At 58.7% G+C, this 25,055-nt stretch carries 20 protein-coding genes and 1 pseudogene; 11 read left to right on the top strand and 10 right to left on the bottom strand.

The features are described from left to right. Positions 1-42 precede the first annotated feature (42 nt). Positions 43-852 carry a 4-hydroxy-tetrahydrodipicolinate reductase gene (gene dapB / locus K3556_RS14485; RefSeq protein WP_260517461.1) on the top strand — a complete coding sequence of 270 codons (810 nt, stop codon included), beginning with the start codon at positions 43-45 and terminating at the stop codon, positions 850-852. 42 nt (positions 853-894) lie between these two features. Here the strand turns inward: dapB and K3556_RS14480 are convergent, their stop codons facing one another. Next, positions 895-1,110 (bottom strand): DUF1674 domain-containing protein, encoded by a 216-nt coding sequence (locus K3556_RS14480; protein WP_260517460.1) that lies wholly within the window; start codon positions 1,108-1,110, stop codon positions 895-897. Between the two features lie 69 nt (positions 1,111-1,179). Here K3556_RS14480 and K3556_RS14475 point away from each other — a divergent pair, with 69 nt between their 5' ends. The 9 genes from K3556_RS14475 to K3556_RS14435 all read left to right on the top strand — a co-directional run bounded on the left by K3556_RS14475 (position 1,180) and on the right by K3556_RS14435 (position 12,931). After that, the gene (locus K3556_RS14475) at positions 1,180-2,439 is read left to right on the top strand and encodes an RsmB/NOP family class I SAM-dependent RNA methyltransferase (protein WP_260517459.1); all 1,260 of its coding nucleotides are present in this window, start codon (positions 1,180-1,182) and stop codon (positions 2,437-2,439) included. 121 nt (positions 2,440-2,560) lie between these two features. Further along, positions 2,561-4,309 (top strand): heparinase II/III family protein, encoded by a 1,749-nt coding sequence (locus K3556_RS14470; protein WP_260517458.1) that lies wholly within the window; start codon positions 2,561-2,563, stop codon positions 4,307-4,309. A gap of 23 nt (positions 4,310-4,332) precedes the next feature. Further along, positions 4,333-5,922 (top strand): bifunctional phosphoribosylaminoimidazolecarboxamide formyltransferase/IMP cyclohydrolase, encoded by a 1,590-nt coding sequence (purH, locus tag K3556_RS14465; RefSeq protein ID WP_260517457.1) that lies wholly within the window; start codon positions 4,333-4,335, stop codon positions 5,920-5,922. Between the two features lie 6 nt (positions 5,923-5,928). After that, positions 5,929-6,399, top strand: coding sequence for a signal peptidase II (lspA, locus tag K3556_RS14460; RefSeq protein WP_260517456.1), 471 nt, complete (start codon positions 5,929-5,931; stop codon positions 6,397-6,399). A gap of 53 nt (positions 6,400-6,452) precedes the next feature. Continuing rightward, a complete protein-coding gene (locus K3556_RS14455; protein ID WP_260517455.1) occupies positions 6,453-6,983 on the top strand; it encodes a DUF3035 domain-containing protein in 531 nt (176 codons plus the stop codon). 130 nt (positions 6,984-7,113) lie between these two features. Beyond that, on the top strand, positions 7,114-8,448 hold the full coding sequence (locus K3556_RS14450; protein ID WP_260517454.1) for a M16 family metallopeptidase: 1,335 nt from the start codon (positions 7,114-7,116) through the stop codon (positions 8,446-8,448). Then, a complete protein-coding gene (locus K3556_RS14445; protein WP_260517453.1) occupies positions 8,448-9,758 on the top strand; it encodes a pitrilysin family protein in 1,311 nt (436 codons plus the stop codon). The genes K3556_RS14450 and K3556_RS14445 overlap by 1 nt, the downstream gene beginning before the upstream one ends. 69 nt (positions 9,759-9,827) lie before the next feature. Then, on the top strand, positions 9,828-11,705 hold the full coding sequence (gene mutL, locus K3556_RS14440) for a DNA mismatch repair endonuclease MutL (protein ID WP_260517452.1): 1,878 nt from the start codon (positions 9,828-9,830) through the stop codon (positions 11,703-11,705). Next, positions 11,702-12,931 carry a DNA recombination protein RmuC gene (locus K3556_RS14435; protein WP_260517451.1) on the top strand — a complete coding sequence of 410 codons (1,230 nt, stop codon included), beginning with the start codon at positions 11,702-11,704 and terminating at the stop codon, positions 12,929-12,931. The genes mutL and K3556_RS14435 overlap by 4 nt, the downstream gene beginning before the upstream one ends. 196 nt (positions 12,932-13,127) lie before the next feature. On the opposite strand, the pseudogene K3556_RS14430 reads toward K3556_RS14435, so the two are convergent. The 9 genes and pseudogenes from K3556_RS14430 to K3556_RS14390 all read right to left on the bottom strand — a co-directional run. After that, positions 13,128-13,214, bottom strand: a pseudogene (locus K3556_RS14430) (transposase); the annotation flags it as partial. Between the two features lie 221 nt (positions 13,215-13,435). Continuing rightward, a complete protein-coding gene (locus K3556_RS14425) occupies positions 13,436-14,554 on the bottom strand; it encodes an alpha/beta hydrolase (protein WP_260517450.1) in 1,119 nt (372 codons plus the stop codon). Between the two features lie 118 nt (positions 14,555-14,672). Continuing rightward, positions 14,673-15,797, bottom strand: a complete 1,125-nt coding sequence (locus K3556_RS14420; protein ID WP_173508457.1) for an ABC transporter permease — start codon at positions 15,795-15,797, stop codon at positions 14,673-14,675. Positions 15,798-15,799: 2 nt separating this feature from the next. Beyond that, positions 15,800-18,568, bottom strand: a complete 2,769-nt coding sequence (gene rbbA, locus K3556_RS14415) for a ribosome-associated ATPase/putative transporter RbbA (protein WP_067552178.1) — start codon at positions 18,566-18,568, stop codon at positions 15,800-15,802. A gap of 3 nt (positions 18,569-18,571) precedes the next feature. Next, positions 18,572-19,609, bottom strand: a complete 1,038-nt coding sequence (locus K3556_RS14410; protein WP_173488135.1) for an HlyD family secretion protein — start codon at positions 19,607-19,609, stop codon at positions 18,572-18,574. 3 nt (positions 19,610-19,612) lie between these two features. Then, positions 19,613-20,491 (bottom strand): LOG family protein, encoded by an 879-nt coding sequence (locus tag K3556_RS14405; RefSeq protein WP_074038926.1) that lies wholly within the window; start codon positions 20,489-20,491, stop codon positions 19,613-19,615. Beyond that, complete coding sequence (locus K3556_RS14400; RefSeq protein ID WP_260517449.1) at positions 20,488-21,900, bottom strand: MBL fold metallo-hydrolase RNA specificity domain-containing protein; 1,413 nt, start codon at positions 21,898-21,900, stop codon at positions 20,488-20,490. Before K3556_RS14400 ends, K3556_RS14405 begins: the two co-directional genes overlap by 4 nt. Continuing rightward, entirely contained in the window at positions 21,897-22,541 is a 645-nt protein-coding gene (locus K3556_RS14395) for a TetR/AcrR family transcriptional regulator (RefSeq protein WP_173488136.1), read from the bottom strand. Before K3556_RS14395 ends, K3556_RS14400 begins: the two co-directional genes overlap by 4 nt. Continuing rightward, the gene (locus tag K3556_RS14390) at positions 22,541-22,948 is read right to left on the bottom strand and encodes a hypothetical protein (RefSeq protein WP_067552190.1); all 408 of its coding nucleotides are present in this window, start codon (positions 22,946-22,948) and stop codon (positions 22,541-22,543) included. The genes K3556_RS14395 and K3556_RS14390 overlap by 1 nt, the downstream gene beginning before the upstream one ends. Before the next feature lie 278 nt (positions 22,949-23,226). Between K3556_RS14390 and K3556_RS14385 the strand changes: the two genes are divergently transcribed. Continuing rightward, positions 23,227-25,044, top strand: coding sequence for a PHA/PHB synthase family protein (locus K3556_RS14385; RefSeq protein ID WP_082959475.1), 1,818 nt, complete (start codon positions 23,227-23,229; stop codon positions 25,042-25,044). Positions 25,045-25,055 lie beyond the last annotated feature (11 nt).

Here is a 25,055-nt window from a genome sequence, read left to right as displayed (position 1 = left end):
GGGGCAAGCGCGCTAGACAGCGGTGAAGTGAAGGAGACGAAGATGAGCGATTTGCCGGGCATAGTGGTGATGGGTGCATCAGGCCGCATGGGCCAGATGCTGATCCGAGAAATAGACGCGAACGAAGGGGCACGGCTTGTCGGCGCACTGGAGCGTTCGGGCCACGATTGGGTCGGCAAGGATATTGGGACGTGCATGGGCAGGCAGGCGCTGGGCGTCACTGTTTCTGACGATCCATTGGAGGTTATGGCGAAGGCACAGGCGGTCATCGATTTCACAGCACCGGCGGCAACGGTCGCCATGGCCGAGATCGCTGCGCAGGCGCGTGCAGTTCATGTCATCGGCACAACTGGGTTGAGCGAAGATGATCTGGCGAAACTTGCGCTTGCCGGACGCCACGCCACCATCGTACGTGCGGGCAACATGAGCCTTGGGGTAAACCTTCTGGTGCAGCTGACTCGCAAGGTGGCCCAGGCGTTGGACGAAGATTTCGATATCGAGATTGTTGAAGCCCACCACCACCACAAGGTGGACGCCCCATCGGGCACCGCGTTGATGCTGGGCGAAGCTGCCGCTGATGGGCGCGGTGTCAATCTGGCCGACGTTTCAGACCGCGGGCGGGATGGCATGACCGGCGCGCGCAAGCGGGGCGACATCGGATTTCACGCCGTACGCGGCGGCGACATTGTGGGCGAACATGATGTGATGTTTGCAGCGCCGGGCGAGCGCATTGTTTTGCGTCATCTGGCAACGGATCGTGCGATTTTCGCCCGTGGGGCTGTGAAGGCCGCACTGTGGGGACAAGGCAAAAAGCCCGGCGAATACGACATGATGGACGTTCTGGGACTGTAAACCACCCGACTGACTAGCCGGCTCTAAAGGGCATCCATGCGATCAGAAGTCGATTGCGATGCCCTTCTTTTCCCAATCGCCATAGCGCACTGGTTCCGGGCCGTCGCGACCACCCAGTTCCGTGGGGCGGGATTTGGCCTCTGCCTCAAACTTCTTTCGGCGTTCAGCGGCTTCAGCCAAAGCGCGTTGCGCAGCCGGGGGAAGTTCCCGCTTCTTTTGGGATGGGCTGGTTTCAGGTTTTGCTGGTGTGTCTGACATGACCCTGATCCTTGTGGCTTTCTGTGCCATGATATAGGTCGCGCGAAGACGAAACGCAAAGGGACAGCGATGATCAAGGCTGTAGACCCGCGACACATCGCGGTGGATCTGTTGGGGGATGTGCTGGACGAGCATCGTTTGCTGTCCGAAGCATTGCCGAAGCGACTGGCGAAAGTTTCGCCAGAAGATCGCGCGCGCGCCCAACGGCTGACCCTTTTGGCGCTGCGGAACATGGATCGGTCAGATCGCATGCTGGGCCCACATCTGAAAAAACGACCACCTGCGCGGATCCTGAATATTCTGCGCTTGGGTGTGGCAGAGCTCTGCACCGGCGGCGCCGCACATGGCGTCGTGAATGAACTGGTGGGCGTGGCGCGTGCCAATCGCGAAACTGAGCGGTTGGCAGGATTGGTCAATGCGGTTCTGCGCAAAATCACGGATGAAGCGGAAAAATGGGGCGGTTTGCCGGTACCGCGCCTGCCGAAATGGCTGCGTAAACCGTTGATTGCCGATTATGGCAAAGCGCAGGTCGAAGAGATTGAAGCGCTGCAAGCGCAAACCCCACCGCTTGATCTGACCGCCAAAGGCAGCCCCGAGGAGCTGGCTAAGCGGCTTGGTGGAGTGCTTTTGCCGACCGGTTCGGTGCGATTGCAGGATGCCGGGCAAGTGACCGGACTGGACGGGTATGACGGCGGTGATTGGTGGGTTCAGGATGCATCGGCGGCGCTGCCTGCGAAGATTCTGGCGCCTCAGACAGGTGATCGCGTGCTGGATATGTGCGCCGCTCCGGGCGGGAAGACCATGCAGTTGGCGGCAATGGGCGCTGATGTCACGGCTCTGGATGTGTCCGAGGTGAGGATGAAGCGGGTGGCTGAGAACCTTACGCGCACAGGATTGTCTGCGGAGATGGTCGTGGGCGACGCGCTGGAATTCGATGTGCCGCAGTTTGATGCGATCTTGTTGGATGCGCCGTGCTCGGCGACCGGGACGATCCGACGGCACCCGGATCTGCCGCATGCCAAGGATGGCAGCGAGTTTCCGGGCCTGTTTGAGCTGCAGGAATACATGATTGACCGGGCGCTTGGCTTGCTGAAGTCGGGCGGGCGACTGGTCTTTTGCACCTGTAGTCTGTTGATTGACGAGGGCGAAGAACAGGTGCGCGACGCTTTGGGTCGGCACCCGGATGTTCAGGTTGATCTGGATGCCTTGCGCCTTCCCGGCATTGAGGTCAGCTGGTTCGGCCCCGAAGGACTGCGGATCATGCCAAACTATCGCGCTGATCTGGGCGGGATGGACGGTTTCTTTATCACAGCGTTGCGGAAAGCCTGACACAGAAGCTGCAATTCACCGATGACTCTCGTCATGCGGGTCTGTATGCTTTTCCGGAAAGCTCCCATCAGAGGGGCAGAAGTTCAACGAAGTTGGATGATTGAGGCGAGGCGTCCCTGTGGTGCATCAAGACGGTTTTTCCGGGTTCAAAACCCGTTTCGCGAATCGCTTACAGGCTAAGCGGGCAGCGCGTGCGCGCCCGGCAACGGGCTTTGTTTCACAACCTGAACCCCGTACCATCGGCGCTTTTGCCCGCGGCAAGCAGTTGATTGCGGGCAATTATCTGTTCGCCGGTCATCTGGTGAATTCTCCGAGTGCCGGGTTGTGGGATGTGCCGCCACCCAGTCAGGGCTTTTCCGAGGAAACACAGGGGTTTATCTGGTTGGATGATTTGGCCAGCGTGGGAGATGGCGAGGCGCGAAAACGCGCGCAAGCTTGGGTCTTGGGCTGGATAGATAATTACGGCAGAGGCGATGGCGATGGCTGGACGCCAGATCTGACAGGTCGGCGGCTGATCCGCTGGATCAACCATGCCATTTTCCTGATCGCCGGAATGGACTCCGATCAAAGCCGCGCCTTTTTTCGCTCGCTCGGTCAACAAACCATATTTCTGTCGCGTCGGTGGCATGCCGCAACGCCGGGGTTGCCTCGGTTTGAGGCACTGACCGGCTTGATCTATGCCGGGCTCGGGCTTGAGGGGATGGAGCGTCATGTCGCCCCTGCGGTGAAGGCGCTTGCGCGGGAATGTGCCGAACAGATTGACCATGAAGGCGGAATTCCCACCCGCAACCCAGAAGAGCTGTTGGATGTGTTCACGCTTCTGAACTGGGCCGCGCTGGCATTGTCGGAAAGCGGGCGGCAAGCGCCAGCGGACCATGTTGGGGCGATTGAGCGGATCGCGCCGACATTGCGTGCGCTAAGACATGCCGATGGCGGTTTGGCCCGGTTCCATGGTGGTGGGCGCGGGCTTGAGGGGCGATTGGATCACGCGCTGGCCACGTCGGGCGTGCGCGCCGGGCAGACGACAGAGTTGTCGATGGGCTACACGCGGCTTAATGCCGGGCGGACTAGCCTGATCGTTGACACCGCGCCGCCGCCGGCCGGCATGGCGTCTGCCAATGCCCATGCCTCGACGCTTGCGTTTGAACTGACCTCGGGCAGGCGGCCTTTGGTGGTGAATTGCGGGTCCGGGGCGCATTTTGGCGCAGACTGGCACAAGGCCGGGCGGGCCACGCCTTCGCATTCCGTGTTGGGGCTGGCAGGTTTGTCATCTTCGCAGCTTGGCGCGGCGCGTAACTATGGTGGTGGTGCCAAGGTTTTTTTGACCTCAATCCCGGCCAAGGTCCATTTGCAGCGTTTGAACGAAGACAACGGTTCGGGCGTGGTGGCCGCCCATGACGGATATATCAAAAGCCATGGCCTGACCCACATGCGGCGCATTGAAATGGGCGATACCGGACGCGGTGTGTCTGGCGAGGATACGCTGGCTGCGGTGTCCGACGCCGATCAGGCCCGGTTTGACCGCGCAATGGATCAAGTGGCGCTGCAGGGCATTCCGTTCAGCATTCGGTTTCATTTGCATCCGGATGTGGATGCGGCGCTTGATCTGGGTGGAACGGCGGTGTCCATGGCACTGAGATCGGGCGAAATTTGGGTCTTCCGCTTTGAAGGGCGCGGCGAATTGGCGCTGGAAAGCAGCGTTTATCTTGAAAAGACGCGCTTGAAGCCCCGGAAAACGAAACAAGTGGTTCTATCTGGCGTCGCAATGGATTATGCGACACGCATCCGCTGGACGCTGGCCAAAGCGCAGGAAACCCCATTGGTTTTGCGCGACCTTGAGCGTGGCGATACAGCGGAGCTGCCAAGTTAAGAGCCAAGGGGGCCCCATAAGCCATGACCGACCTTCATCCCGTGCGCCGCGCGTTGATTTCCGTATCTGATAAGACTGGCCTGATTGATCTGGGCAAAGCGCTGGAAAAGCGCGGCGTCGAGATTCTGTCGACAGGTGGATCGGCAAAGGCGTTGCGTGATGCGGGCGTGGCTGTGAAGGACGTCGCTGACATCACGGGCTTTCCCGAAATGATGGATGGACGGGTCAAGACCCTGCACCCGATGGTTCATGGTGGCCTGCTTGCGCTGCGCGACAATGATGCGCATGTGGCGTCGATGAAGGAACACGGGATCGGCGCGATCGACCTGCTGGTCGTGAACCTTTACCCGTTTGAAGAAACTGTCGCCAAGGGTGCCGATTATGACACCTGCATCGAAAATATCGACATTGGCGGTCCCGCGATGATCCGCGCGGCTGCCAAGAACCACGCTTTCGTCAATGTGGTGGTCGATGTACAGGACTATGACAAGCTTTTGGGCGACATGGACCAGCACGATGGGAAAACCTGCCCGAAATTTCGCAAGAAGCTGGCTCAGCGCGCTTATGCCCGGACCGCCGCATATGACGCCGCCGTGTCGACATGGATGGCGGATGCGCTTGAACTGGAAGCACCCCGCCGCCGCGCCTTTGCAGGCGAGCTGAAACAGACCTTGCGCTATGGCGAGAACAGCCACCAGAAAGCCGCGTTCTATACGGACGGGTCGAACCGCCCCGGCGTAGCGACAGCAACCCAACTTCAGGGCAAAGAGCTGAGCTATAACAACATCAACGACACTGATGCGGCGTTTGAACTGGTCGCTGAATTTGATCCAGCGGACGGCCCCGCTGTTGCCATCATCAAGCACGCTAATCCTTGCGGCGTCGCGCAAGGAGCGACGCTTGCCGAAGCCTATCAAAAGGCATTTGACTGCGACCGCACCTCGGCTTTCGGGGGAATTGTTGCGCTGAACCAACCGCTGGATGCAGACACAGCCGCCAAGATCGTCGAAATTTTTACCGAGGTCGTGATTGCGCCCGGCGCGTCCGATGAAGCGCGCGAGATTTTTGCAGCAAAGAAAAATTTGCGTCTGTTGTTGACCGATGGATTGCCTGACACCCGCGCGCCGCTGACCGCATATAAGCAAGTGTCCGGTGGTATGCTCGTGCAGGATAAGGATGTGGGCTTTATCGGCCTTGAAGATCTGAAAGTCGTGACAGAAAAAGCGCCGACGGATGAGCAACTGCGCGATCTTCTGTTCGCCTGGAAAGTTGGCAAGCATGTTAAATCCAATGCGATTGTCTATGTGAAAGATCAGGCAACCGTCGGTGTCGGCGCCGGACAAATGAGCCGCCTAGACAGCGCCAATGTCGCCGCCGCCAAAGCACAACGCATGGCAGACGAACTTGGTTTGCCGGAAAGCCTTGCCAAAGGCTCGGCAGTCGCGTCGGATGCCTTCTTCCCTTTCCCGGACGGATTGCTGGAAGCCGCCGCCGCTGGTGCCAGCTGTGTGATCCAGCCCGGCGGATCAATGCGCGACAACGAAGTGATCGACGCTGCCAACAACGCCGGGCTTGCCATGGTGTTCACCGGTATGCGCCACTTCCGGCACTGATCTGACATGCGTGTGATACTGATAGCCGCCGTTTTGGCCTTGGTGCTTGATCAGGGCAGCAAGTATCATGCGCTTTATGTCCTCAATCTGGATCGCGTCGGCGTGGTTCAGATTTGGCCGCCCTATCTGGTCTATCAGATGGCTTGGAACACCGGCATTAACTTTGGTTTGTTTGGGTCTGATGGCACATCAATGCGGTGGGTGTTGATTGCTCTCAGCCTTGTGATTTCGACTTGGGTCATAGTCTGGGTCCGCAAAGAAAATCTTGGCCGGTTGGCAAATGTTTCCGCGGGGCTGTTGGTTGGCGGCGCGTTGGGCAACGTCATTGACCGCATTTACTATGGGGCGGTGGTCGATTTTCTGAACATGTCGTGTTGCGGCATCCAGAACCCGTTTTCATTTAATGTGGCTGACATTTTCGTTTTTGCGGGCGCGATTGGTTTGGTTCTCTTCTCTTCATCGAAGAAGACCCCGTGACGCGCGTTTCCAGATGGGCTAAGAAGCGGTAGGAAACGAGGGTTTTTCGTCACATGCGATTTTTTTCCGTGAAGCTTTTGGCCATTCTTTGCGCCGGTATTTTTCTGACTGCCTGTTCGCGGGGCGGTGATCCCCAGTTGATGAACTTGCGGTCCAGCCAGGCAGGCCCGGATGAATTTTCTATTCTGCCGACGAAACCCCTGCAGGAACCCGAAAACTATGCTGCTTTGCCACCGCCAACGCCGGGCGGCACCAACGTCTCAGATCCGACACCTAACGCAGACGCTGTTGCGGCGCTTGGTGGGCAACTTCGTAGCACCGGGCTCCGTGGCGGAGAGGGCGCGCTTGTCACCGCCGCCAGCCGATACGGCGTTTCACCGAGCATTCGCAGCCAGCTTGCTGCAGAGGATCTGAAGTGGCGTCAGGAGAACCGCGGTAAACTTCTTGAGCGGTTGTTCAACGTAAATGTCTATTACAGCGCCTATGAGGCGCAAGAACTTGACCAGCATCGTGAACTTGAACGCATGCGCCGCCGAGGGATTTGGACGCCTGCTGCCCCACCCAACCCGGTGGTTTCACAATAACGTTGGGGGCCAACGGCCCCTTTTCGTTTTGCGATGGCCGTTGGGTCTGACGGTGATCACATCTCTGTTTTCACACCTTGAAGCCCGCGCCATCACGCGTAACTTGATCACGAACAGACGGGAGTTACGGATGCGGTTCATACTTGCTGCTTTTCTTGCCATCGGGCTGGGCACGCCTGCAGATGCCAAAGATGGTGTTTCGGATTTCACCCTAGACAACGGGCTAGAAGTCGTCGTGATCGAGGATCACCGCGCACCGGTTGTCGTGCATATGCTATGGTATCGCGCAGGGGCCGCGGATGAGACACCCGGCGTCTCAGGCATTGCGCATTTCCTTGAACATCTACTTTTCAAGGCGACCGACACGATGGAGGCGGGTGAGTTGAGCCGGATCGTTGCCGAAAATGGCGGATCCGACAATGCGTTCACCTCGCAAGACTACACGGCTTATTTCCAGCGCATCGCAGCGGACCGCCTTGGTTTAATGATGCAAATGGAAGCGGACCGGATGCGTAATTTGCGGCTGGCCGAAGATGACATTGCGACCGAAAGAAACGTCATATTGGAAGAGCGCGCGCAACGCACCGATAGCGATCCGTCAGCGCTGTTTCACGAACAGATGAATGCGGCGGCTTACATGAACCATCCCTATGGCACGCCCGTAATCGGGTGGCGCCACGAAGCGGCACAACTGACGCGGGCTGATGCGTTGGCCTTCTATGAAAGGTTCTATGCACCCAATAATGCCATTCTGATAGTGGCGGGTGACGTAACACCTGATGACGTCAAAGCCTTGGCTCAGGAACATTATGGCCCCTTGGCGCCCACGCCGGACCTTGCCGAGCGCAAACGCCTGACCGAACCGCCCCAGTTGGCCGCGCGTCGTTTGCGGTTTGAGGATCCCCGCGTCTCGCAGCCCTATGTATTCCGGCAATACCAAGCGCCAGAGCGCAATGCGGGGTCGCAGGAGCAGGCAGCCGCGTTGGTCTATCTGGCGGAAATTCTTGGCGGCAGCGGTGCCACCTCGGTTCTGGGGCGCGCGCTTCAGTTCGAAGAGCCAATCGCCGTTTACGCGGGTGCAGGCTATGGCTCGGTGATGCTGGATGGCAGCGAGTTTTCACTCGTTGTTTACCCAACGCCCGGCACCAGTCTTGCCGACGCCGAAGCCGCATTGGACCGCGAGATTGCCGAATTTCTTGAGGTCGGGATAGACACAGAGCAGTTTGAACGGATCAAATTTCAAATCCGCGCAGATCAGGTCTATTCGCTCGATAATGCGATGTCGCGGGCACAGCAATATGGGCGCGCCTTGACCTCAGGTCTGACGATCGAGGATGTGCAATCCTGGCCCGACACGCTAGAGGCCGTCACACCTGAGCAGGTGATGGACGCGGCACGGGCTGTCTTTGATGAACGCAAGTCAGTTACTGGCTGGCTTGTGCCCGAAGGCGGAGAGGAAATGTAATGATACGACTGGTTTATGCCCTTGCCACTTTGGTGGTCATAACATTCCCCGCCCGTGCAGAGATTACAATTCAGGAACTAACGACACCGGCTGGTATTAATGTTTGGCTGGTTGAGGAAAACACTCTGCCGTTCACCGCCTTGGAAATTCGGTTTCGTGGCGGCACCTCGCTTGACCGTCCTGACAAGCGCGGCGCGGTCAATCTGATGGTTGGCTTGCTGGAAGAAGGATCTGGTGATCTGGACGCCCGCGCCTTTGCCGAAGCGCGCGAAACGCTGGCAGTGTCGTTCAGCTTCGGGGCTTACGATGACGTGGTGACGGTCTCCGCGCAGTTCTTGACCGAAAACCGCGACGCCGCGACAGATCTTTTGCATGCAGCACTGACTGAACCTCGGTTTGATCAATCGGCGATAGACCGGGTGCGGGCGCAAGTGATGTCGCATCTTTCGGCCCGGGTCACGGACCCCAACGCTATAGCAGGAGAGGCGTGGGACAAGATGGCCTATGGCGACCATCCCTATGGCACCTATCAGTCCGGAACACCTGAAAGTGTGGCGTCCTTGACGCGTGATGACCTTGAGACTGCTTTGGCGGACGCGATTGCGTTGGATCGGATATATGTCGCTGCTGTTGGCGACATTTCGGCGGGTGATCTTAGCCAGCTATTAGATAGGCTTTTCGACGGATTGCCTGCCAAGGGGGCACCGCTGCCAGAGCGCGCAGAATTTTCTTTGACAGGTGGGACCACCGTGGTGCCATTTGACACGCCGCAGTCCGTCGCCATGTTCGGGCAGGTTGGTATTACGCGTGAAGACCCCGACTTCTTTGCGGCCTTTGTGCTGAACGAAGTTTTGGGCGGGCGCAGTTCGAACTCGCGCCTGATGAACGAGGTGCGCGAGAAACGCGGCCTGACTTATGGCATCGGGACATATCTGGCCGACGCTGATCTTTCCGAAACGATTATGGGGCATTTTTCCAGCCAAAACGGGTCGATGGCTGAAGCCATTCAGGTCGTGCGGGCAGAATGGGCCAAGATAGCCGAAGACGGCATCACGCAGGACGAGCTGACAGCCGCCCAAACCTATTTGACCGGGTCGTATCCGCTGCGGTTCGATGGCAATGCCACGATCGCGAACATCATGGTATCGATGCAGATGGAAGACCTGCCGACCGATTACATCGCCACGCGAAACGATCAGGTGATGGCTGTCACGTTGGACGATACAAAGCGTGTGGCAGCGAGATTGTATGACCCGAACGCACTGCATTTTGTGGTCGTCGGCCAACCTGATGGCGTTGTATCAAATTAACATGGATTGCCCCGTGAGGAGCGAATTCACAATGGTCGAATCGGCGCTGTACATGCTAGGTTTTGTGGCATGTCCGTGGATAACCCCCAAATAAGCCCGGTGCGGCTCCCTGACCGCCGTTCGGGCGTTCTCCCTGTCATCCGCCAACTGGATGATGCCGCGATCAACCGGATTGCGGCGGGCGAGGTTGTGGAGCGCCCGGCTTCCGCCGTGAAAGAGCTGGTGGAAAACGCGCTGGATGCAGGTGCCACGCGGATTGACGTGACCTATGCGGATGGCGGCAAGACCATGATCCGCGTCACCGACGACGGCTGCGGAATTGCCCCAGATGATTTGCCACTGGCGATGTCACGCCATGCCACGTCGAAAATTGACGGCTCGGATTTGCTGGATATTCACACGTTCGGGTTTCGCGGCGAAGCGCTGCCGTCGCTTGGTTCGGTTGGTCGGTTGACCATCACGTCGCGGGCCGATGAGTTCGATGCCGCAACGATCCGCGTTGCTGGCGGTGATGTTAGCGCTGTGAAGCCAGCAGCCTTGTCCGGCGGCACGGTGGTCGAACTGCGTGACCTTTTCTTTGCGACGCCCGCGCGGTTGAAATTCATGCGCACCGACCGGGCCGAGGCACAGGCGATCACCGACGTGATCAAGCGCCTTGCGATGGCTGAACCACATGTGGGGTTCACTTTGCGCGATGTATCGGGCGGCGGCGATGGCCGTGTGACCTTCCGGGCTGACCCCGAAACCGGCGATATGTTCGATGCGCTTGGCGGGCGACTTGCAACAATCCTTGGCCGCGAGTTCAGCGAGAATGCCATTCAGATCGACGCCGAGCGTGGCGGGTTGCGATTGACTGGATACGCGGCGCTGCCGACCTATTCACGCGGGGCTGCTGTGGCGCAGTTTCTGTTCGTCAACGGTCGTCCTGTAAAGGATAAGTTGCTGACTGGTGCGCTGCGAGCTGCTTATTTTGATTTTCTCAGCCGCGACCGACATCCGGCGGCTGCGTTGTTCATTTCGTGTGATCCTCATCTGGTGGATGTAAATGTGCACCCCGCAAAATCCGAAGTCCGGTTCCGCGAACCCGGCATAGCGCGTGGGTTAATTGTGTCTGGCCTGCGCCATGCACTGGCGAGTGCTGGACACCGCGCCTCGACGACCGTCGCGGGGGCAACATTGGGTGCGATGCGCCCCGAACAGACCCAGCCCCGCGTCTATCAGATGGATCGGCCGGGCACGGGCGCAATCCGTGAAGCCTATGCTTCGCAAGCGCCTGCCACTGACATGCGCGGCTTTGCCGAGATGTCCACGCCCTCGGCGCGCTACGACCCGGTTGTCGATGCCCTTGCTGATACGCCGCAAGAGGCGCTGCCCCTTGGGGCGGCCCGCGCGCAGGTGCATGAGAACTACATCATTGCGCAGACCGAGACCGGGATGGTGATCGTCGACCAGCACGCGGCGCATGAACGGCTGGTTTACGAGAAGCTCAAACGACAGATGGCGGAGAACGGCGTGGCCCGGCAGGCGCTGCTGATCCCTGAGATTGTCGAGCTGTCGTCCGGCGATGTGGCGCGGCTGTTGGAGGTGGCGGAAAACCTCGCCGCCATGGGGCTGGTTATTGAACCCTTCGGTGGTGACGCGATTGCCGTGCGCGAAACCCCCGCCATTCTGGGCGAAATCAACGCGACGGCGATGATCAAGGACGTGCTGGACGAACTGGCGGACCTTGGCGATAGCAATAAAGTGCAGGCCAAGATCGAGGCGGTCCTGTCCCGCGTCGCCTGCCATGGCTCGATCCGTTCTGGCCGCTGGATGCGACCTGAAGAAATGAATGCGCTGTTGCGCGAGATGGAGGCGACGCCCCATTCGGGCCAGTGCAACCACGGGCGCCCCACTTACGTCGAGCTTAAACTTGCAGATATCGAAAGGCTGTTTGGACGCACATGATCCAGATTGGTGACACCATATATGACCTTTCTGACCCGTTGGTTTTGGTGACCATCGGCGGGGCGGCTTTGGCTGTTCTTATGTTCATCCTGCTGATTGTCGTGGTGCGCCGCGCAGGCCGGTCTGCGCGTGTGGCCGAAGATATGGCGCGCCAGATGGGTGGTCTGGGGCAGGCGGTGCAGGTGTTGGGCGCTGGGCAGGATCAGCTTTCCGGTGGATTGCGCACCGTGTCGGATGCGCAGGCGACCGGACAAACACAGGTTTTGCAGGCGATGGAAAGCCGTCTAGCCCATGTTCAGCAGCAGATGAACGACCGCCTGCACGACAACGCAATGAAATCCGCGCGCGCCATGTCCGAACTGCAAGATCGCATGAAGGAAAGCCTTCAGGGCAACACGGTGAAAACGACCCAAAGCCTGACGCAGTTGCAGGAACGGCTGGCGGTAATCGACAAGGCGCAGGACAATATCACACGGCTGTCTGGCGACGTGCTGAGCCTTCAAGATATTCTGTCGAACAAGCAGACCCGCGGCGCATTTGGGGAAATCCAGCTGACCGACATTGTGTCCAAGGCGCTGCCGAAAGACAGCTATGACCTGCAACAGACACTTTCGAACGGGAAGCGCGCGGATTGTCTGATCCACCTGCCGAACCCTCCGGGGCCAATCGTGATCGACTCCAAGTTTCCGCTGGAGGCCTATGAGGCGCTGCGCAAAGCCGACACGCAATACGAGCTGAACGAGGCCGCCAAGGCGATGAAGGTCGCGGTGAAAGCCCACATCAAAGCGATTTCCGAGAAGTATATCCTTGAAGGCGAAACCGCAGACGGCGCGTTGATGTTCCTGCCGTCCGAGGCCGTCTATGCCGAGCTTCACGCCAACTTCCCCGAACTGGTCCGCGAAGGGTTCGAGGCGCGCGTCTGGATTGTCTCGCCCACCACTTGTATGGCGACCCTGAACACTATGCGCGCGATCCTGAAAGACGCGCGGATGCGCGAACAAGCGGGTGAGATCCGAAAGATGCTAAAGAACCTACACCGAGACGTCGAGCTGGTGGTCGAACGCGCGGGCAAGTTAGAGAGCCACTTCGATCAGGCCCGGCGGGATGTTGAGGGGATTACGACGGCTGCAGAGCGGGCGGGGAAGCGTGCGGCACGGTTGGATAACTTTGATTTTGAGGAACTGTCTGACGGGGCCGAGAATGTGGTGCCGATTGGGAAGGGGTGAGTGTATCTTGTGTTGGTTCTGAATGTCCGCATTGAGCCCACACTGTGAATTCGAACTTTGTGTTGCGAGCGCTCGCAGCACAAATAATGCTGCATCTGCTCAGTTGCCGGTGTCGCGATGCAGCAAAGAAACCGGTCAGTCATACGAACCGCCGCGAGCATGAAATGGCCAATTAACACACTGCGGACATGGCTCAATTCTGCGCGCCTGCATCGTGGCCCGCGAAGATCGCGTTTTTTCTTTGTAAGGCAATCGGGCGGATGTTGCGTTCAACGGCATTAGCCGTCAGAACTACGCGGTATTCTTGCGAGGAACTCATTTGTAGCATCCATAGAGATACTCCCTTCAAATCTATGAAGGGTCGGAATCGCAGAATAAAGTCATCACTGAAAGGTGGGGTCTAATCTGCGCTTACAATAGATCTGGAAAGGGTTGAAGCTATGTTTCGGAAGTCATTAACGGCATATCTACGAGACCACAATTTGGGGGCGAACTGATAGGTGCTCATTGACGGGTCGCCACAAGAGTGGCGCTTATAGGCTCCAGGACAAATGTATCCGCGTGAGCCAGTGATGCAAATGTGGTCAGCGTCTCGTGCGGAATGACACTCATCAATGCGGCGAACTTAGTGTGCGTAGTTCCATCCAATGTATCCACTTTTGATATGTCTACCACTCGGACACCGTTTGCTGCCGCAAGAGATTGAACTCGGGGATCGTTTATATCTGTTGTTCCCACTCTGCGACGTGATCCCGCCAGCCGTTCCGAAAGCCGCAAAACGCGATCATCTGGAGAAACGAGCAGAGTCATCGGCGGGTTCAGCTCGCCAATGGTTTGTATCTGACGGCGAAAGACATCTATGTCGATATCCGGCGCGGCCAGTACCACATTTTCCAAACGTTCGATTACCCTGTCCTGGCCGCTTAGCCTGAGCTGGCGTAGAGCCTCGGCGACAAGAAAGCCGCCCATGCTGTGCCCAAACAAGGTGATGTTTCCGACTGCCGGGTCGGCAGCGGCAATCGTCAGCAGTTCAACCAGATCGTCCCGCGAATAGGTGACAGCATCCTTATCGGCGACATAGCCCGTCATGGATGCGGCAGACGGCCAGGCAAAGAGGATGGGCAATTCCTCTAGGTTTCCGTCGACAGAAATTTGCGCCAGCCGGAACAGGGATTCCGCGAAGTTATAGTTATAGCCATGAACAAAGATCAAGACATCGCGCTTGCCTGTGACGTTGGTACCTCGACTGGATCGCAATAAGCCAACATCCAACGTAAATTCTGGCAGAACCGTTCGATTTGTCACGGCAAAGCTAGTCTGTAGGTCCGGTTGGGACACTGGCCATTCAATCTGTGTGACATTGTGAATTGGTGGGATGGAGATCGTGAACGCTTCATAGTTGAGCGCGGGTGCTCGAACGTCGGAGTAGCTGCCTGTGCTGATATCTCGTGCGCGTGTCGTGGCAACGAGAAGGCTCACGCTTTGAGCCGTAGTGTCGTCTTCAGCGACAACTGACAGCGTCTCTGGTCCGAGTCGTAGTGCACAACCAGCCGCCGCAAGGAACAGCAAAATAGGAAGCAACCGGGTCAAAGGGTTGAAATCATTGCGTTGGGGAAGGATCACTCAGTGTATTCCTCGTGCTGTAAAATTTAAGGTCTATCCGTCACGTTCCGTATTCTACATGGATGCCCTGACACTGTGAGAACGTTGTTTGCTGGCGCACTCCACACATCTGTAATGGTCATCCGGACAAACTCATTGAACGACGAAACAGCGCGAGGCTCGCGAGGAAAAACCCGGTGCCCAATCCGGCCATCAACGACAATTCGAACCAGACTGCACTTGGACCGGCCCCCCTGAACACAACCGCCTTAGCGAATGCCAGAAAGTGCCGTGACGGCAAGACCATGGTCAGTCGTTGCACGATGTCTGGCTGGCTTTCGACCGCGCCCATGCCGCCCGACAGCATGATGATCGGGATCACGACCATAATCACCAAAAGTGCGAATTGCGCCATGCTACGCGCCAAAGTGCCCAGAAACATTCCGATTGCGGCAGCGGCGGCCAGATAAATCGCAGTTCCGGTCAGAAGCAAAGGAATCGATCCCGCCACCGGCACCTGCAACACCTGCTGAACAACGAAGAACAGCGACAGCGTGAAGGCCGCCAGCACCACGACGACATTGGCCAGCACCTTCGATAACGCGATCTCGAAGGGCGTCAACGGCATCACCATCAAATGCTCGATGGTGCCCTGCTCGCGTTCGCGCAGCATTGCGGCCCCGGTCAGCGCAATGGTCAATAGCGAGAGCTGGTTCAGGAGCGAGGACACCGCCTTGAACCAGACCGGGTTGCCATTGACGTTGAAGGCGCGGCGCAGTTCCAACTGCAAGGCTGCCTCTGGCGCGTCTGGGCTGCCGGAGAGAAAGGCGCGAGTTTCCGACAGCAGGATGTTGGCGATGTAGTCGGTGCCAAGTTGCGCCTGGCTGACCGCCGTCGCGTCAACCTCAAGCTGCGCGGCGGGCATCAGACCCGCGATCACATCCGCCTCAAAACCAGGCGGAAAGCTGAGGACAAACATGATCTGCCCCGCGTCCATTTCAGGCCTTACCTGATCAGGTGTTATCATCACCGGCGGTTGGAACCACGGGGGGCCAAGTGCGTCGGTGAGTTGCCGGGTCAACGCAGAGCTGTCCTCGTCAAGAATGGCGATGGCTGCGTTATAAACCGTGTCTCCGGCCCCGCTGGCCTCGAGCATCACGGCGACAACAAACGACCACATGATCAGGATCACCATCACCGGATCGCCGAGCACACTTTTCAGCTCTTTACCTGCGAGCCAGAAGATATTTGTCAGCCTTCGCATGATCACTTCTCCTGCTTGCGCAGGGCCAGAACGGCCAACAAGGTCAGGACCGGTCCAAAGGCGGCCAGACGCAGCAGGTGCCCCGACAGTTCAGACAGGCCGAGCCCCTTGGTAAAGGTGCCGACGCTGATGCCCATATACCAAGTGGTCGGCCAGAACGTGCCCATGATCCGCGCCGCACCTTCAAGCGAGGAAACGGGCGTGATCATGCCGGAGAATTGCAGCGTTGGCATTACCGAAAGGATCGCCGCCGCGAAGACCGCCGTCACCTGCGTGCTGGTCAACATCGATACGACAAGACCGTAACCTGTCGCCGCCACCGCATAGAGCAATGCGCCCAGCACCAGCGCCGCAGGATCACCCTTGAGCGGCACACCCAGCACGGTCACCACAAGCGCAGTTAGGATCACGAAATTGAGCAGCGTGATGCCGATATAGACCAGTTGCTTGCCGATCAGGAATTCGGCGCGGGTGGTCGGCGTGACATAAAAGTTGGTGATTGTGCCGATTTCTTTTTCACGCGCCACGCTGACCGCCATCAGGATCGCTGGGAACAGCAGCAGCAATAGCGGCGGGATCGACGGGCCGATTGCGGGCAGGCTTTCCATCGCCGGATTGTACTGAAAGCGCGGGATCAGTTGCGCGGGCGCAGCCGCCGCTTGCGATTGGGACATGGCCAGCACGTTCAGCGCCGGGGTCGATTGCGCATCGCTGGACAGGATACTTGCTTGTGCGCCTTCGACATAGCTTTCCACCGTGCCTGCACGGTTGGTGTCGGACCCGTCGATCAGGGCAGCAATTTCGGGCGACTCGCCCCGCCGCACCATCCTGCCGAAATCCGGCGGGATTTGCAGCGCAAGCGCCAGTTCTCCACTCGCCATGCGGCGGTTCAGCTCGTCGTTGTCTGAAATCGGCGGGCGTTCGGAAAACCAGGCAGAGTCCTGAAAACCCGACAAATAGGCGCGGCTTTCGGGGCTTCGGTCAAGATCGAAGGCCGCGAAGGGGATATTGCGCACCTCTTGCGAGATGCCGAAGGACATGATCAGCAGCAAAAGCGCAGAGCCGACAAAAGAAAACACCAGTCGCACCGGATCACGCCGCACCTGCATCGCTTCGCGGGTGGTGAATGCCAGCATACGCTGGATGCTGAACCGCGACGCGGGTGTGTCATGCTTTTGATCATTGCTCACGGTTAACAGGCCCTCATCTGCCGGGGCCTCAGCTGGTTGAGCGTCTAGCATGTAAGCAATGAAGGCATCCTCCAGCGTCTCGACGCCACGTCCCGCAATCAGCGCCTTGGGAGCATCCGACACCAGAACCTTGCCGGCATGCATCAGGGAAATGCGGTCGCAGCGCATGCCTTCGTCCATGAAATGGGTCGAAATAAAGATCGTCACCCCGTCGCGGTGCGCCAGTTCCAGCAGCATCTCCCAGAAGGCGTCGCGGGCCTGCGGATCGACGCCTGATGTCGGCTCGTCAAGGATCAGGATATCGGGACCGTGGATCACCGCGACCGCCAACGACAGGCGCTGTCGCACACCCAGCGGCAGCGATGCGGCGCCCTGATCGAGATAGGGCTCAAGCCCGAAGCGTGGGACCAATTCACCCATCCTCTGCGCGGTGAGCTCACTGCCGAGGTGAAACAGCCGCGCGTGCAAGAGCAGATTTTCGCGCACCGTCAACTCGCCATAAAGCGAGAAGGATTGCGACATGAAGCCGACGCGCCGACGCGCATCGAGGTTCTGCGCGTCCACGGGTTTGCCAAAGATCCACGCCTCTCCTGTCGTGGCGGGTGTGAGCCCGGTCAGCATCTTCATGGTCGTGGTCTTGCCGCAGCCGTTAGAGCCGAGAAAGCCGAAAATCTCGCCGCGCGCGATCTCGAAGCTGACAGAATCGACAGCAGTGAAATCGCCAAATCGTTTGGTCAGATTTTCGGCGCGAATGGCAGGAGGGCCCGTCTCGGTTGCGGTTGTAGGGGCAGGCTGAGGGGTTACTCCTGGCCCCTTGCTCTCGCCGCCAAGCAACGCCACATAGGCGGCCTCGACAGTTCCGGTTCCAGTGCGCTCCATAAGTTCGGCGGGGCTGCCAGTCGCCAGGATATTGCCCGCATCCATCGCCACCAGATGACCAAAGCGCGCGGCCTCTTCCATATAAGCAGTGGACACCAGCACGCTCATGTCGGGGCGGTCGGCGCGGATCGTGTCGATCAAATCCCAGAACTGGCGACGCGACAACGGGTCAACGCCAGTCGTCGGTTCATCCAGCAACAGGAAATCGGGATCGTGGATCAGGGATGCACACAGGCCCAGCTTTTGTTTCATCCCGCCCGAGAGCTTGCCTGCGGGCCGGTCCATGAACGGCGCAAGACCGGTGGCGCGGGTCAACCGCGAAATCTGTGCTGCGCGTTCGGCCTTGCCCAGCCCGAACAACTTGCCGAAGAAATCCAAGTTCTCCTGAAGGCTGAGGTCGTGATAAAGATTGCGCCCCAGCCCCTGCGGCATGAATGCGATCCGCCGCCCGACATCGGCCCGGTGAGCGGCACTGGCCATGTCGCCACCCAAAGTCTCAACGCGGCCGGCCTGTAACTTTTTGGCCCCGGCGATCAGCCCCATAAGGGTTGATTTTCCCACCCCATCCGGCCCGATCAGCCCGACCATTTGCCCTGCGGGGAGGTCGAGCGTCACATCGCGCAGCGCCAGCACCTTGCCGTAGTGGTGTTTCACCCCCGCCAGCCTTGCGGCTATCAGAATTGGGGCGTCAGCCGTAGTCATCGGTCAGTTCCCGCCATCCGCGCCATCCTGCAGCGCTGGCAGGACTGTTGCGACCGGTGGCGTCAGCCCTTCGGGCCAATCGGGAACAGAGCCGTCGGGCCCTGCCAGGCGCACCCAAGCCACACCACGCACCCCGGTTTTGACCTGCGCGAGGCGTTCGGCCACCAGCTCTTGCGGAATGCGCACACGGATGCGGAACATCAGGCTTTCGCGTTCTTCAACGGTTTCGACCTGTTTCGGGGTGAATTGCGCCTGCGGGGCGACGAAACTGACCAAAGCTGGTACTGCGATATCGGGCATGACGTCGACCACGATCCGCGCCTCGTCACCCAAACGCACCCTCGGGGCGGCGCTGGCGGGCAGGAAGAACTCCATATAGACATCGCCAAGGCTGACCAGTGTCAGCACCTTGCCACCCCCGCCCAGAACTTCGCCCGGCTGCGCAAGACGATAGAGAACACGCCCCGCCTGAGACGCATAAAGCGTGCTGTCGGCAATGCGCGCCTCGATTTCACGCAGGGCAGCGGTTTCGGCGTCAACAGCCCGTTGCTTGGCCACGACGCCAGCCTGTGCGGCGGTGCGGCCTGCCTCGGCCAGTTGCGCCTCGGTGCGGCGGATATCCAACTCTTCGCCGCTGACCACGCCGCGTTCATTCAGCGTTTCGGCGCGGGTAAGCTCGCTTTGCGACAACGCTAGCCGTGCCTCGGCTTCGGTCACCCCGGCCTGCGCGACGGCCACAGCCGCCTCGGCGCTGGCAACTGCTGCCTCGGCCCGCATTTTTTGCGCCTCCAACTCGGTTGTATCCATTACTGCCAGCACATTGCCGGGTTGCACCAAATCACCCTCGCGCACGGTGATTTCCGAAACCCGCCCGGCCAGACGGGTGGAAATGTCGACCAGATCGGCTTCGATCCGTCCATTGCCACGGGCAAACCCTTCAGGCGGCAGATCGCTGGGTTCCAACAAGACCTTCCAACCGGCGTAGCCCAGAAAAGCCGCCAGCACGGCGAACACGAGAATAATGGAAATCTTACGTGACATAACTTAGGCAACTCCTTCGGGGTCATTTTGCGGTGCGTCCGGCGGCTGGCCATGATAGAAATCAAGTAACGCCGCTATCGCCTGATCTGCCGTTTCGACTAAGGTGAACAACTGGCGATCCTGCGGAGAAATCATACCCTCGGCGACGAGGTAGTCGAAATCCACCGCCCGGTTCCAGAATTCCAGACCGAACAGAACGATTGGCAGCTTTGGCACCTTGCCAGTCTGCACAAGGGTCAGAACTTCGAACACCTCATCCATGGTGCCAAAGCCGCCCGGAAACGCCACAAGCGCCTTTGCCCGCATCAGGAAATGCATCTTGCGCAAGGCGAAGTAGCGGAAGCGGAAAGCAAGATCAGGGGTTATAAATGGATTTGGCGTCTGTTCGTGTGGCAACGTGATATTCAGCCCGGCCGAACGCGCGCCCACGTCGTATGCACCAAGGTTTGCCGCCTCCATGATCCCCGGGCCTCCGCCGGTCACGACTACAAAATCACGCCGATCTTCTTGTTGAAAACGCAACGATACCAATTCGGCAAAGCGCCGGGCCTCGACGTAGTAGCGCGACAGCCGCACCTGACGTTCGGCTTGGGCAACCTCCCGCTGGCCTTTCGGGCTCGCGGGGTCGCCTTGCGCCTGCGCGTCCTTTAGCTGCCTTTGCGCGGTGTCCGGTGAGACGATGCGCGCGCTCCCCATTACGACAACCGTTGAGCGGACGTCATGGCGACGCAAAGCGCGCTCGGGTTTGATCAGTTCGAGCTGCAAGCGCATGGCCCGTAGGTCATCCTGTTCCATAAGGTCGGCGTCCTCGTAGGCGAGGCGATATGCCGGATTTTTCTGGATGGCTTCGGCCAATACCTTGCGTTCGTCTTCGCTGATCATTGTTGACCTCTGAGGAGGTCGACTTTCGATCCAAGCTCCGGCACCGAAACTTTCCAGCCCTTGTCCGTACGCAGTTTCTCGGCGAATTCCTGTGCTGTATCGGCCTCGCCATGCACCACAAATGTCTGTTTGGGAGACGTCTTGAAACCATCTGCCCAAGCAAGCAATGCGGTGCGATCAGCATGGGCCGAAAACCCGTTCAGAGTGTGAACAGCGGCTCGCACTGGTACGTCTTTGCCAAACATGCGCACCTGTCTTGCACCATCCACAAGACGTCGTCCCAATGTACCCTTTGCCTGAAATCCCGTGATCAGGATCACGCTTTCGCGTCGGGGAAGGTTTTCACGCAGATGATGGCGGATACGCCCGGCAGTGCACATGCCGCTTGCGGAAATAATGATCGCACCAGAGCGAATCTGGTTGAGCGCTTTGGATTCCTCGACGCTGGCCGTGAACTTCAGATATGGCAAATCGGAACCAATCCTGTGCCACCCAGCCAGTTTTGTTGCCTGCTCGTCGAACAATTCCAGATGCTGGCGCGTGATCCGGGTGGCTTCTGTGGCCATGGGCGAGTCCACAAAAACCATCAAGTCATGCAACCGTCCCTCGCATGTTAGCCGGTGTAGATGGTAAAGAACCTCCTGAGTTCGACCAACCGCGAAGGCGGGCACGATGATGTTGCCTCCTCCGGCATGGCGCGTGTGCTCAACGATGTCGATCAACTCCTCAACTGTCGAAGTTTGATCCTTGTGATCGCGATTTCCGTAAGTGGATTCGATCAACAGAAAGTCGGCCTCCTCGATGATGGTCGGATCGCGCAGGATTGGTCGCCCTGGCTGGCCCAGATCCCCGCTGAACACGATCTTTGTGGTCTTACCGCTTTCAGTGATCCAGACCTCGATAATGGCGGAGCCCAGAATATGTCCGGCATCCCGGAAACGGCAGCGCACCGCAGGGTGCGGATCATGCTTGTCGTCATAACCAACCGCCTGAACCTGGCGCAGGCATTCCCGCGTGTCTTGCATCGTGTAGATCGGCGCAGATGCTGCTGTCGTCTTGCCGCGACGGGACCTGCGTTTGGCCCTCTCAGCGTCAGCTTCCTGAATATGAGCGCTGTCTGGCAACATGACCCCAAGCAAATCTGCGGTGGCCGACGTCGTATAGATCGGACCTTTGAAGCCCGCGCGGGTCAGTTTGGGAAGCAGACCGCTATGATCAATGTGGGCATGGGTTAGAAGCACGAAATCGATCTTTTTGGCATCAAAACCGAACGGCTGGCGGTTGCGCGCCGGAGCTTCGCGCCCGCCTTGCACCATGCCACAATCCACCAGGAATCGCAGGCCCTTCGTTTCCATGAGATAGCAGGATCCGGTCACTTCCTGTGCTGCGCCCATAAAATGCAAATTCATGACGTAGTCCTTCCTGTCTCCGCCATGTCCTGCTTGGTCGCTATACCGCGCTGATAGATGGCGAACACGCGCGGCGCGTCGGCGCGCATCCTTTCCATATCCCCCGACATAAGGGATTGCATGACCAGCCCCTGAATGGTGCCAATGAACAGTGTGGCTGCAGCCTGACTATCCAGATCCTCGGCCAGTTCGCCGCACGCCTTTCCGGCCTCGATCAGGTGGTTCAGGCGCACCCCATATTGCTTCATCATCGCGCGCGCCAAGCGTTTCGCTGGCGTCGGTTTCGCCCCCTGAAGCTCACCGAACAACATGCGCGGTGCTCCGGGGTGTTCTGACACAAAGGCAACGTGGGCCAAAAACATCGAGCGCATCGCTGCCAGCGGCGACTCAATTCCTTCGGCCGCCTTGTCGATCCTTGCCATCAGGCGATTGGCCACCCACTTCATCACCGCCTGCCAGATCGCCTCCTTGTTGGGGAAGTGGCGAAACAGGGCACCTTGCGTGAGGTGCATGTGTTTGGCGATGGCCGCCGTGGTGATGTCGCCCGGGTTGGTCGTCGCTGCAAGTTCGATCACTGCTTCGACGGTGACATTGCGGCGCTCTTCGGCGGGCAGGTTCTTTGACTTGGTGTGTGCTGTCATTACGGCAACTCCACCCGCCAGACTGCAAGTGCAAGCCAGCCCATTGCGACGACCATGGAAGCCCCGCCAACAATGACAAAGAGCGGCGGTGCGCCGATCAGCACTTCTGCCAGTATCCCGAGAGGCATGAGCATACCTGCCAGCGCCAACCAAGAAATCCATCGGCCAGATGCAGCGGGCAGCGGCAGGCGCAAAAGCACCAGACCGACCGCGATGTTGAGAAGCGCAAAAAGGTTGCCATGCGCGTGCGCCAAGCGCGATTCGAAATGCACCCCGACGCCGTAATCAGCGATCCACTGCTCTTTCCCCGGCGCAAAATCGCGCAGGAAGATCAACACGAACCCATAAAGCATGAAGAGGGTCAGAAACAGAAACCCTGTGACAATGTTGGATTTTCCAGTGTGCATCACGATCTCCGAATTCTGAATGCGGACCAATCCCCGCCGATAGCCGGAGTATGTCTTGAAATTTGATAGTAATCAATTACTATCTTCTGGTGAGTCGCGCAGACACGACAACAGATGATACGCAGGTCGAGCCTTCATCCTGCCGATCGGGTGGTCAGAAAGGGACAGCAACCATGGACAGAAACGGCGAGCATCAGGTCACCCAATTGCACGCGGATGGCAAAGGCAGTCGCTCTTCAAAGGCAGTGGCAAAGGGCAACATTCGCAAACCAATTGCGATGGTAAGGCCCATTTCAGCGCCCGATGGTGACGCTCCTTCTCCCGCGAAATCGACTGGAGCGTCAGGTCGGAAACCACATGAAAATGGTCCGACCACCTCATTGCACGACGCGATGAACCACACCGCTCAAAGCGCCATTTCACGCGTCACCCACGGGCTGTCACCCGCTGCGCTTATGGGGGCGTGGTTCGATTGGGCCACCCACATCGCCGCCGCCCCTGGCAAGCAATTGCAACTGGTCGAAAAGGCCGCTGACAAGGTCCGCCGCCAAACCCGTTTCGCAATCAATTGCGCGACAAAACCCCACAATTCGGCCCCCTGCATCACGCCTTTGCCACAGGATAACCGTTTCAGCGACGACGCTTGGCAAATGAAGCCGTTCAACATGATCTATCAGGGCTTCCTGCTGCAACAGCAATGGTGGCATAACGTTGTTACGGACGTTCCCGGTGTCACGGGCCAGCACGAGCGCGAGTTACAATTCCTGACGCGGCAGCTGCTCGATATGTATTCGCCATCCAATTTCCTGCCAACCAACCCCGAGGTTTTGCGCAAGACCCGTGAAGAAGCTGGTCTAAACCTGATCCGGGGCATGCAGAACCTCGTCGAGGACGCACAAAGCGTCATGACCGGCGCATACGCGACAGGCGCAGAGGATTTTCAGCCGGGTCGGGACGTTGCGGTGACACCGGGCAAGGTGGTTTACCGCAACCGGTTGATCGAGCTGATCCAATACGCCCCACTCACGGACACAGTGCGCCCCGAGCCGATCCTCATCGTTCCAGCCTGGATCATGAAATACTATATCCTTGATCTGTCACAGCAAAACTCGATGGTGCGGTATCTCGTGGAGCAAGGCTACACGGTCTTCATGATCTCGTGGAAAAACCTCGACGAAGATGATCGCGAACTGACGATGGAGGACTACCGTCAACTGGGCGTGATGGCGGCGATCGAGGCCATTCAGGCGATCGTGCCGGATCAGAAGATCCACGCAACCGGCTATTGCCTTGGCGGCACCCTGTTGGCCATTGCTGCTGCGGCAATTGCGCGCGGAAAAAACGACCCTTTTGCGTCGTTGACACTGCTCGCCAGTCAGGTCGATTTCACCGAACCCGGCGAGTTGCAGCTTTTTATCAACGAAAGCCAGCTTGCCTTTCTCGACAGTGTTATGTGGAAACAGGGCTATCTCGACACGACCCAGATGGGTGGTGCTTTCCAGATGCTCCGTTCAAATGATCTGATCTGGTCGCGCGCGGTTCGGGAATACCTGATGGGCGAGCGTCAGCCGATGAACGATCTTATGGCGTGGAATGCGGATGGTACACGCATGCCCTATGCGATGCATTCGGAATACCTGCGCAAACTGTACCTGAACAATGATCTGTCCGAAGGGCGGTTTCAGGTCGAGGACCGCCCGGTCGCACTTTCCGATATCCGCGCCCCGATCTTTGCGGTCGGAACGGTGAAGGATCACGTCGCGCCTTGGCATTCAGTCTACAAGATACACGCACTCACCGATACCGACGTGACGTTCGTGCTGACCAGTGGCGGGCATAATGCGGGTATCGTCTCGGAGCCGGGCCACCCGCGCCGCAGCTATCGGATCGGCAGCAAAGACGCGATGGATCGCTATGTCGACCCAGAAGCATGGCAAACGGAAACAGAGGCACAGGACGGATCCTGGTGGGAGGCTTGGGATCAATGGCTTGGATCAAGTTCGGGCAAGCGAATAGCGCCGCCGGATATGGGAAATGCAAAAACGGGCTATCCCGTCCTCACCGATGCACCAGGCACATATGTCTTTCAAAAGTGACCCCAGCGGGC

Origin of the sequence: Aliiroseovarius sp. M344, from assembly GCF_025140835.1 — a bacterium.
In the GTDB taxonomy this organism is placed as follows: domain Bacteria; phylum Pseudomonadota; class Alphaproteobacteria; order Rhodobacterales; family Rhodobacteraceae; genus Aliiroseovarius.
The sequence above is the reverse complement of the archived record's forward strand: the minus strand, read 5'-3'. Positions and strand labels throughout refer to the sequence as shown.

What these genes read in the sequence shown, in the direction of transcription:
- dapB (WP_260517461.1), top strand. Translation starts at nt 43, where the DNA reads ATGAGCGATTTGCCGGGCATAGTGGTGATGGGTGCATCAGGCCGCATG.
- K3556_RS14480 (WP_260517460.1), bottom strand. Translation starts at nt 1,110, where the DNA reads ATGTCAGACACACCAGCAAAACCTGAAACCAGCCCATCCCAAAAGAAG.
- K3556_RS14475 (WP_260517459.1), top strand. Translation starts at nt 1,180, where the DNA reads ATGATCAAGGCTGTAGACCCGCGACACATCGCGGTGGATCTGTTGGGG.
- purH (WP_260517457.1), top strand. Translation starts at nt 4,333, where the DNA reads ATGACCGACCTTCATCCCGTGCGCCGCGCGTTGATTTCCGTATCTGAT.
- lspA (WP_260517456.1), top strand. Translation starts at nt 5,929, where the DNA reads ATGCGTGTGATACTGATAGCCGCCGTTTTGGCCTTGGTGCTTGATCAG.
- K3556_RS14455 (WP_260517455.1), top strand. Translation starts at nt 6,453, where the DNA reads ATGCGATTTTTTTCCGTGAAGCTTTTGGCCATTCTTTGCGCCGGTATT.
- K3556_RS14450 (WP_260517454.1), top strand. Translation starts at nt 7,114, where the DNA reads ATGCGGTTCATACTTGCTGCTTTTCTTGCCATCGGGCTGGGCACGCCT.
- K3556_RS14445 (WP_260517453.1), top strand. Translation starts at nt 8,448, where the DNA reads ATGATACGACTGGTTTATGCCCTTGCCACTTTGGTGGTCATAACATTC.
- mutL (WP_260517452.1), top strand. Translation starts at nt 9,828, where the DNA reads ATGTCCGTGGATAACCCCCAAATAAGCCCGGTGCGGCTCCCTGACCGC.
- K3556_RS14435 (WP_260517451.1), top strand. Translation starts at nt 11,702, where the DNA reads ATGATCCAGATTGGTGACACCATATATGACCTTTCTGACCCGTTGGTT.
- K3556_RS14420 (WP_173508457.1), bottom strand. Translation starts at nt 15,797, where the DNA reads ATGCGAAGGCTGACAAATATCTTCTGGCTCGCAGGTAAAGAGCTGAAA.
- rbbA (WP_067552178.1), bottom strand. Translation starts at nt 18,568, where the DNA reads ATGACTACGGCTGACGCCCCAATTCTGATAGCCGCAAGGCTGGCGGGG.
- K3556_RS14410 (WP_173488135.1), bottom strand. Translation starts at nt 19,609, where the DNA reads ATGTCACGTAAGATTTCCATTATTCTCGTGTTCGCCGTGCTGGCGGCT.
- K3556_RS14405 (WP_074038926.1), bottom strand. Translation starts at nt 20,491, where the DNA reads ATGATCAGCGAAGACGAACGCAAGGTATTGGCCGAAGCCATCCAGAAA.
- K3556_RS14400 (WP_260517449.1), bottom strand. Translation starts at nt 21,900, where the DNA reads ATGAATTTGCATTTTATGGGCGCAGCACAGGAAGTGACCGGATCCTGC.
- K3556_RS14395 (WP_173488136.1), bottom strand. Translation starts at nt 22,541, where the DNA reads ATGACAGCACACACCAAGTCAAAGAACCTGCCCGCCGAAGAGCGCCGC.
- K3556_RS14390 (WP_067552190.1), bottom strand. Translation starts at nt 22,948, where the DNA reads ATGCACACTGGAAAATCCAACATTGTCACAGGGTTTCTGTTTCTGACC.
- K3556_RS14385 (WP_082959475.1), top strand. Translation starts at nt 23,227, where the DNA reads ATGGTAAGGCCCATTTCAGCGCCCGATGGTGACGCTCCTTCTCCCGCG.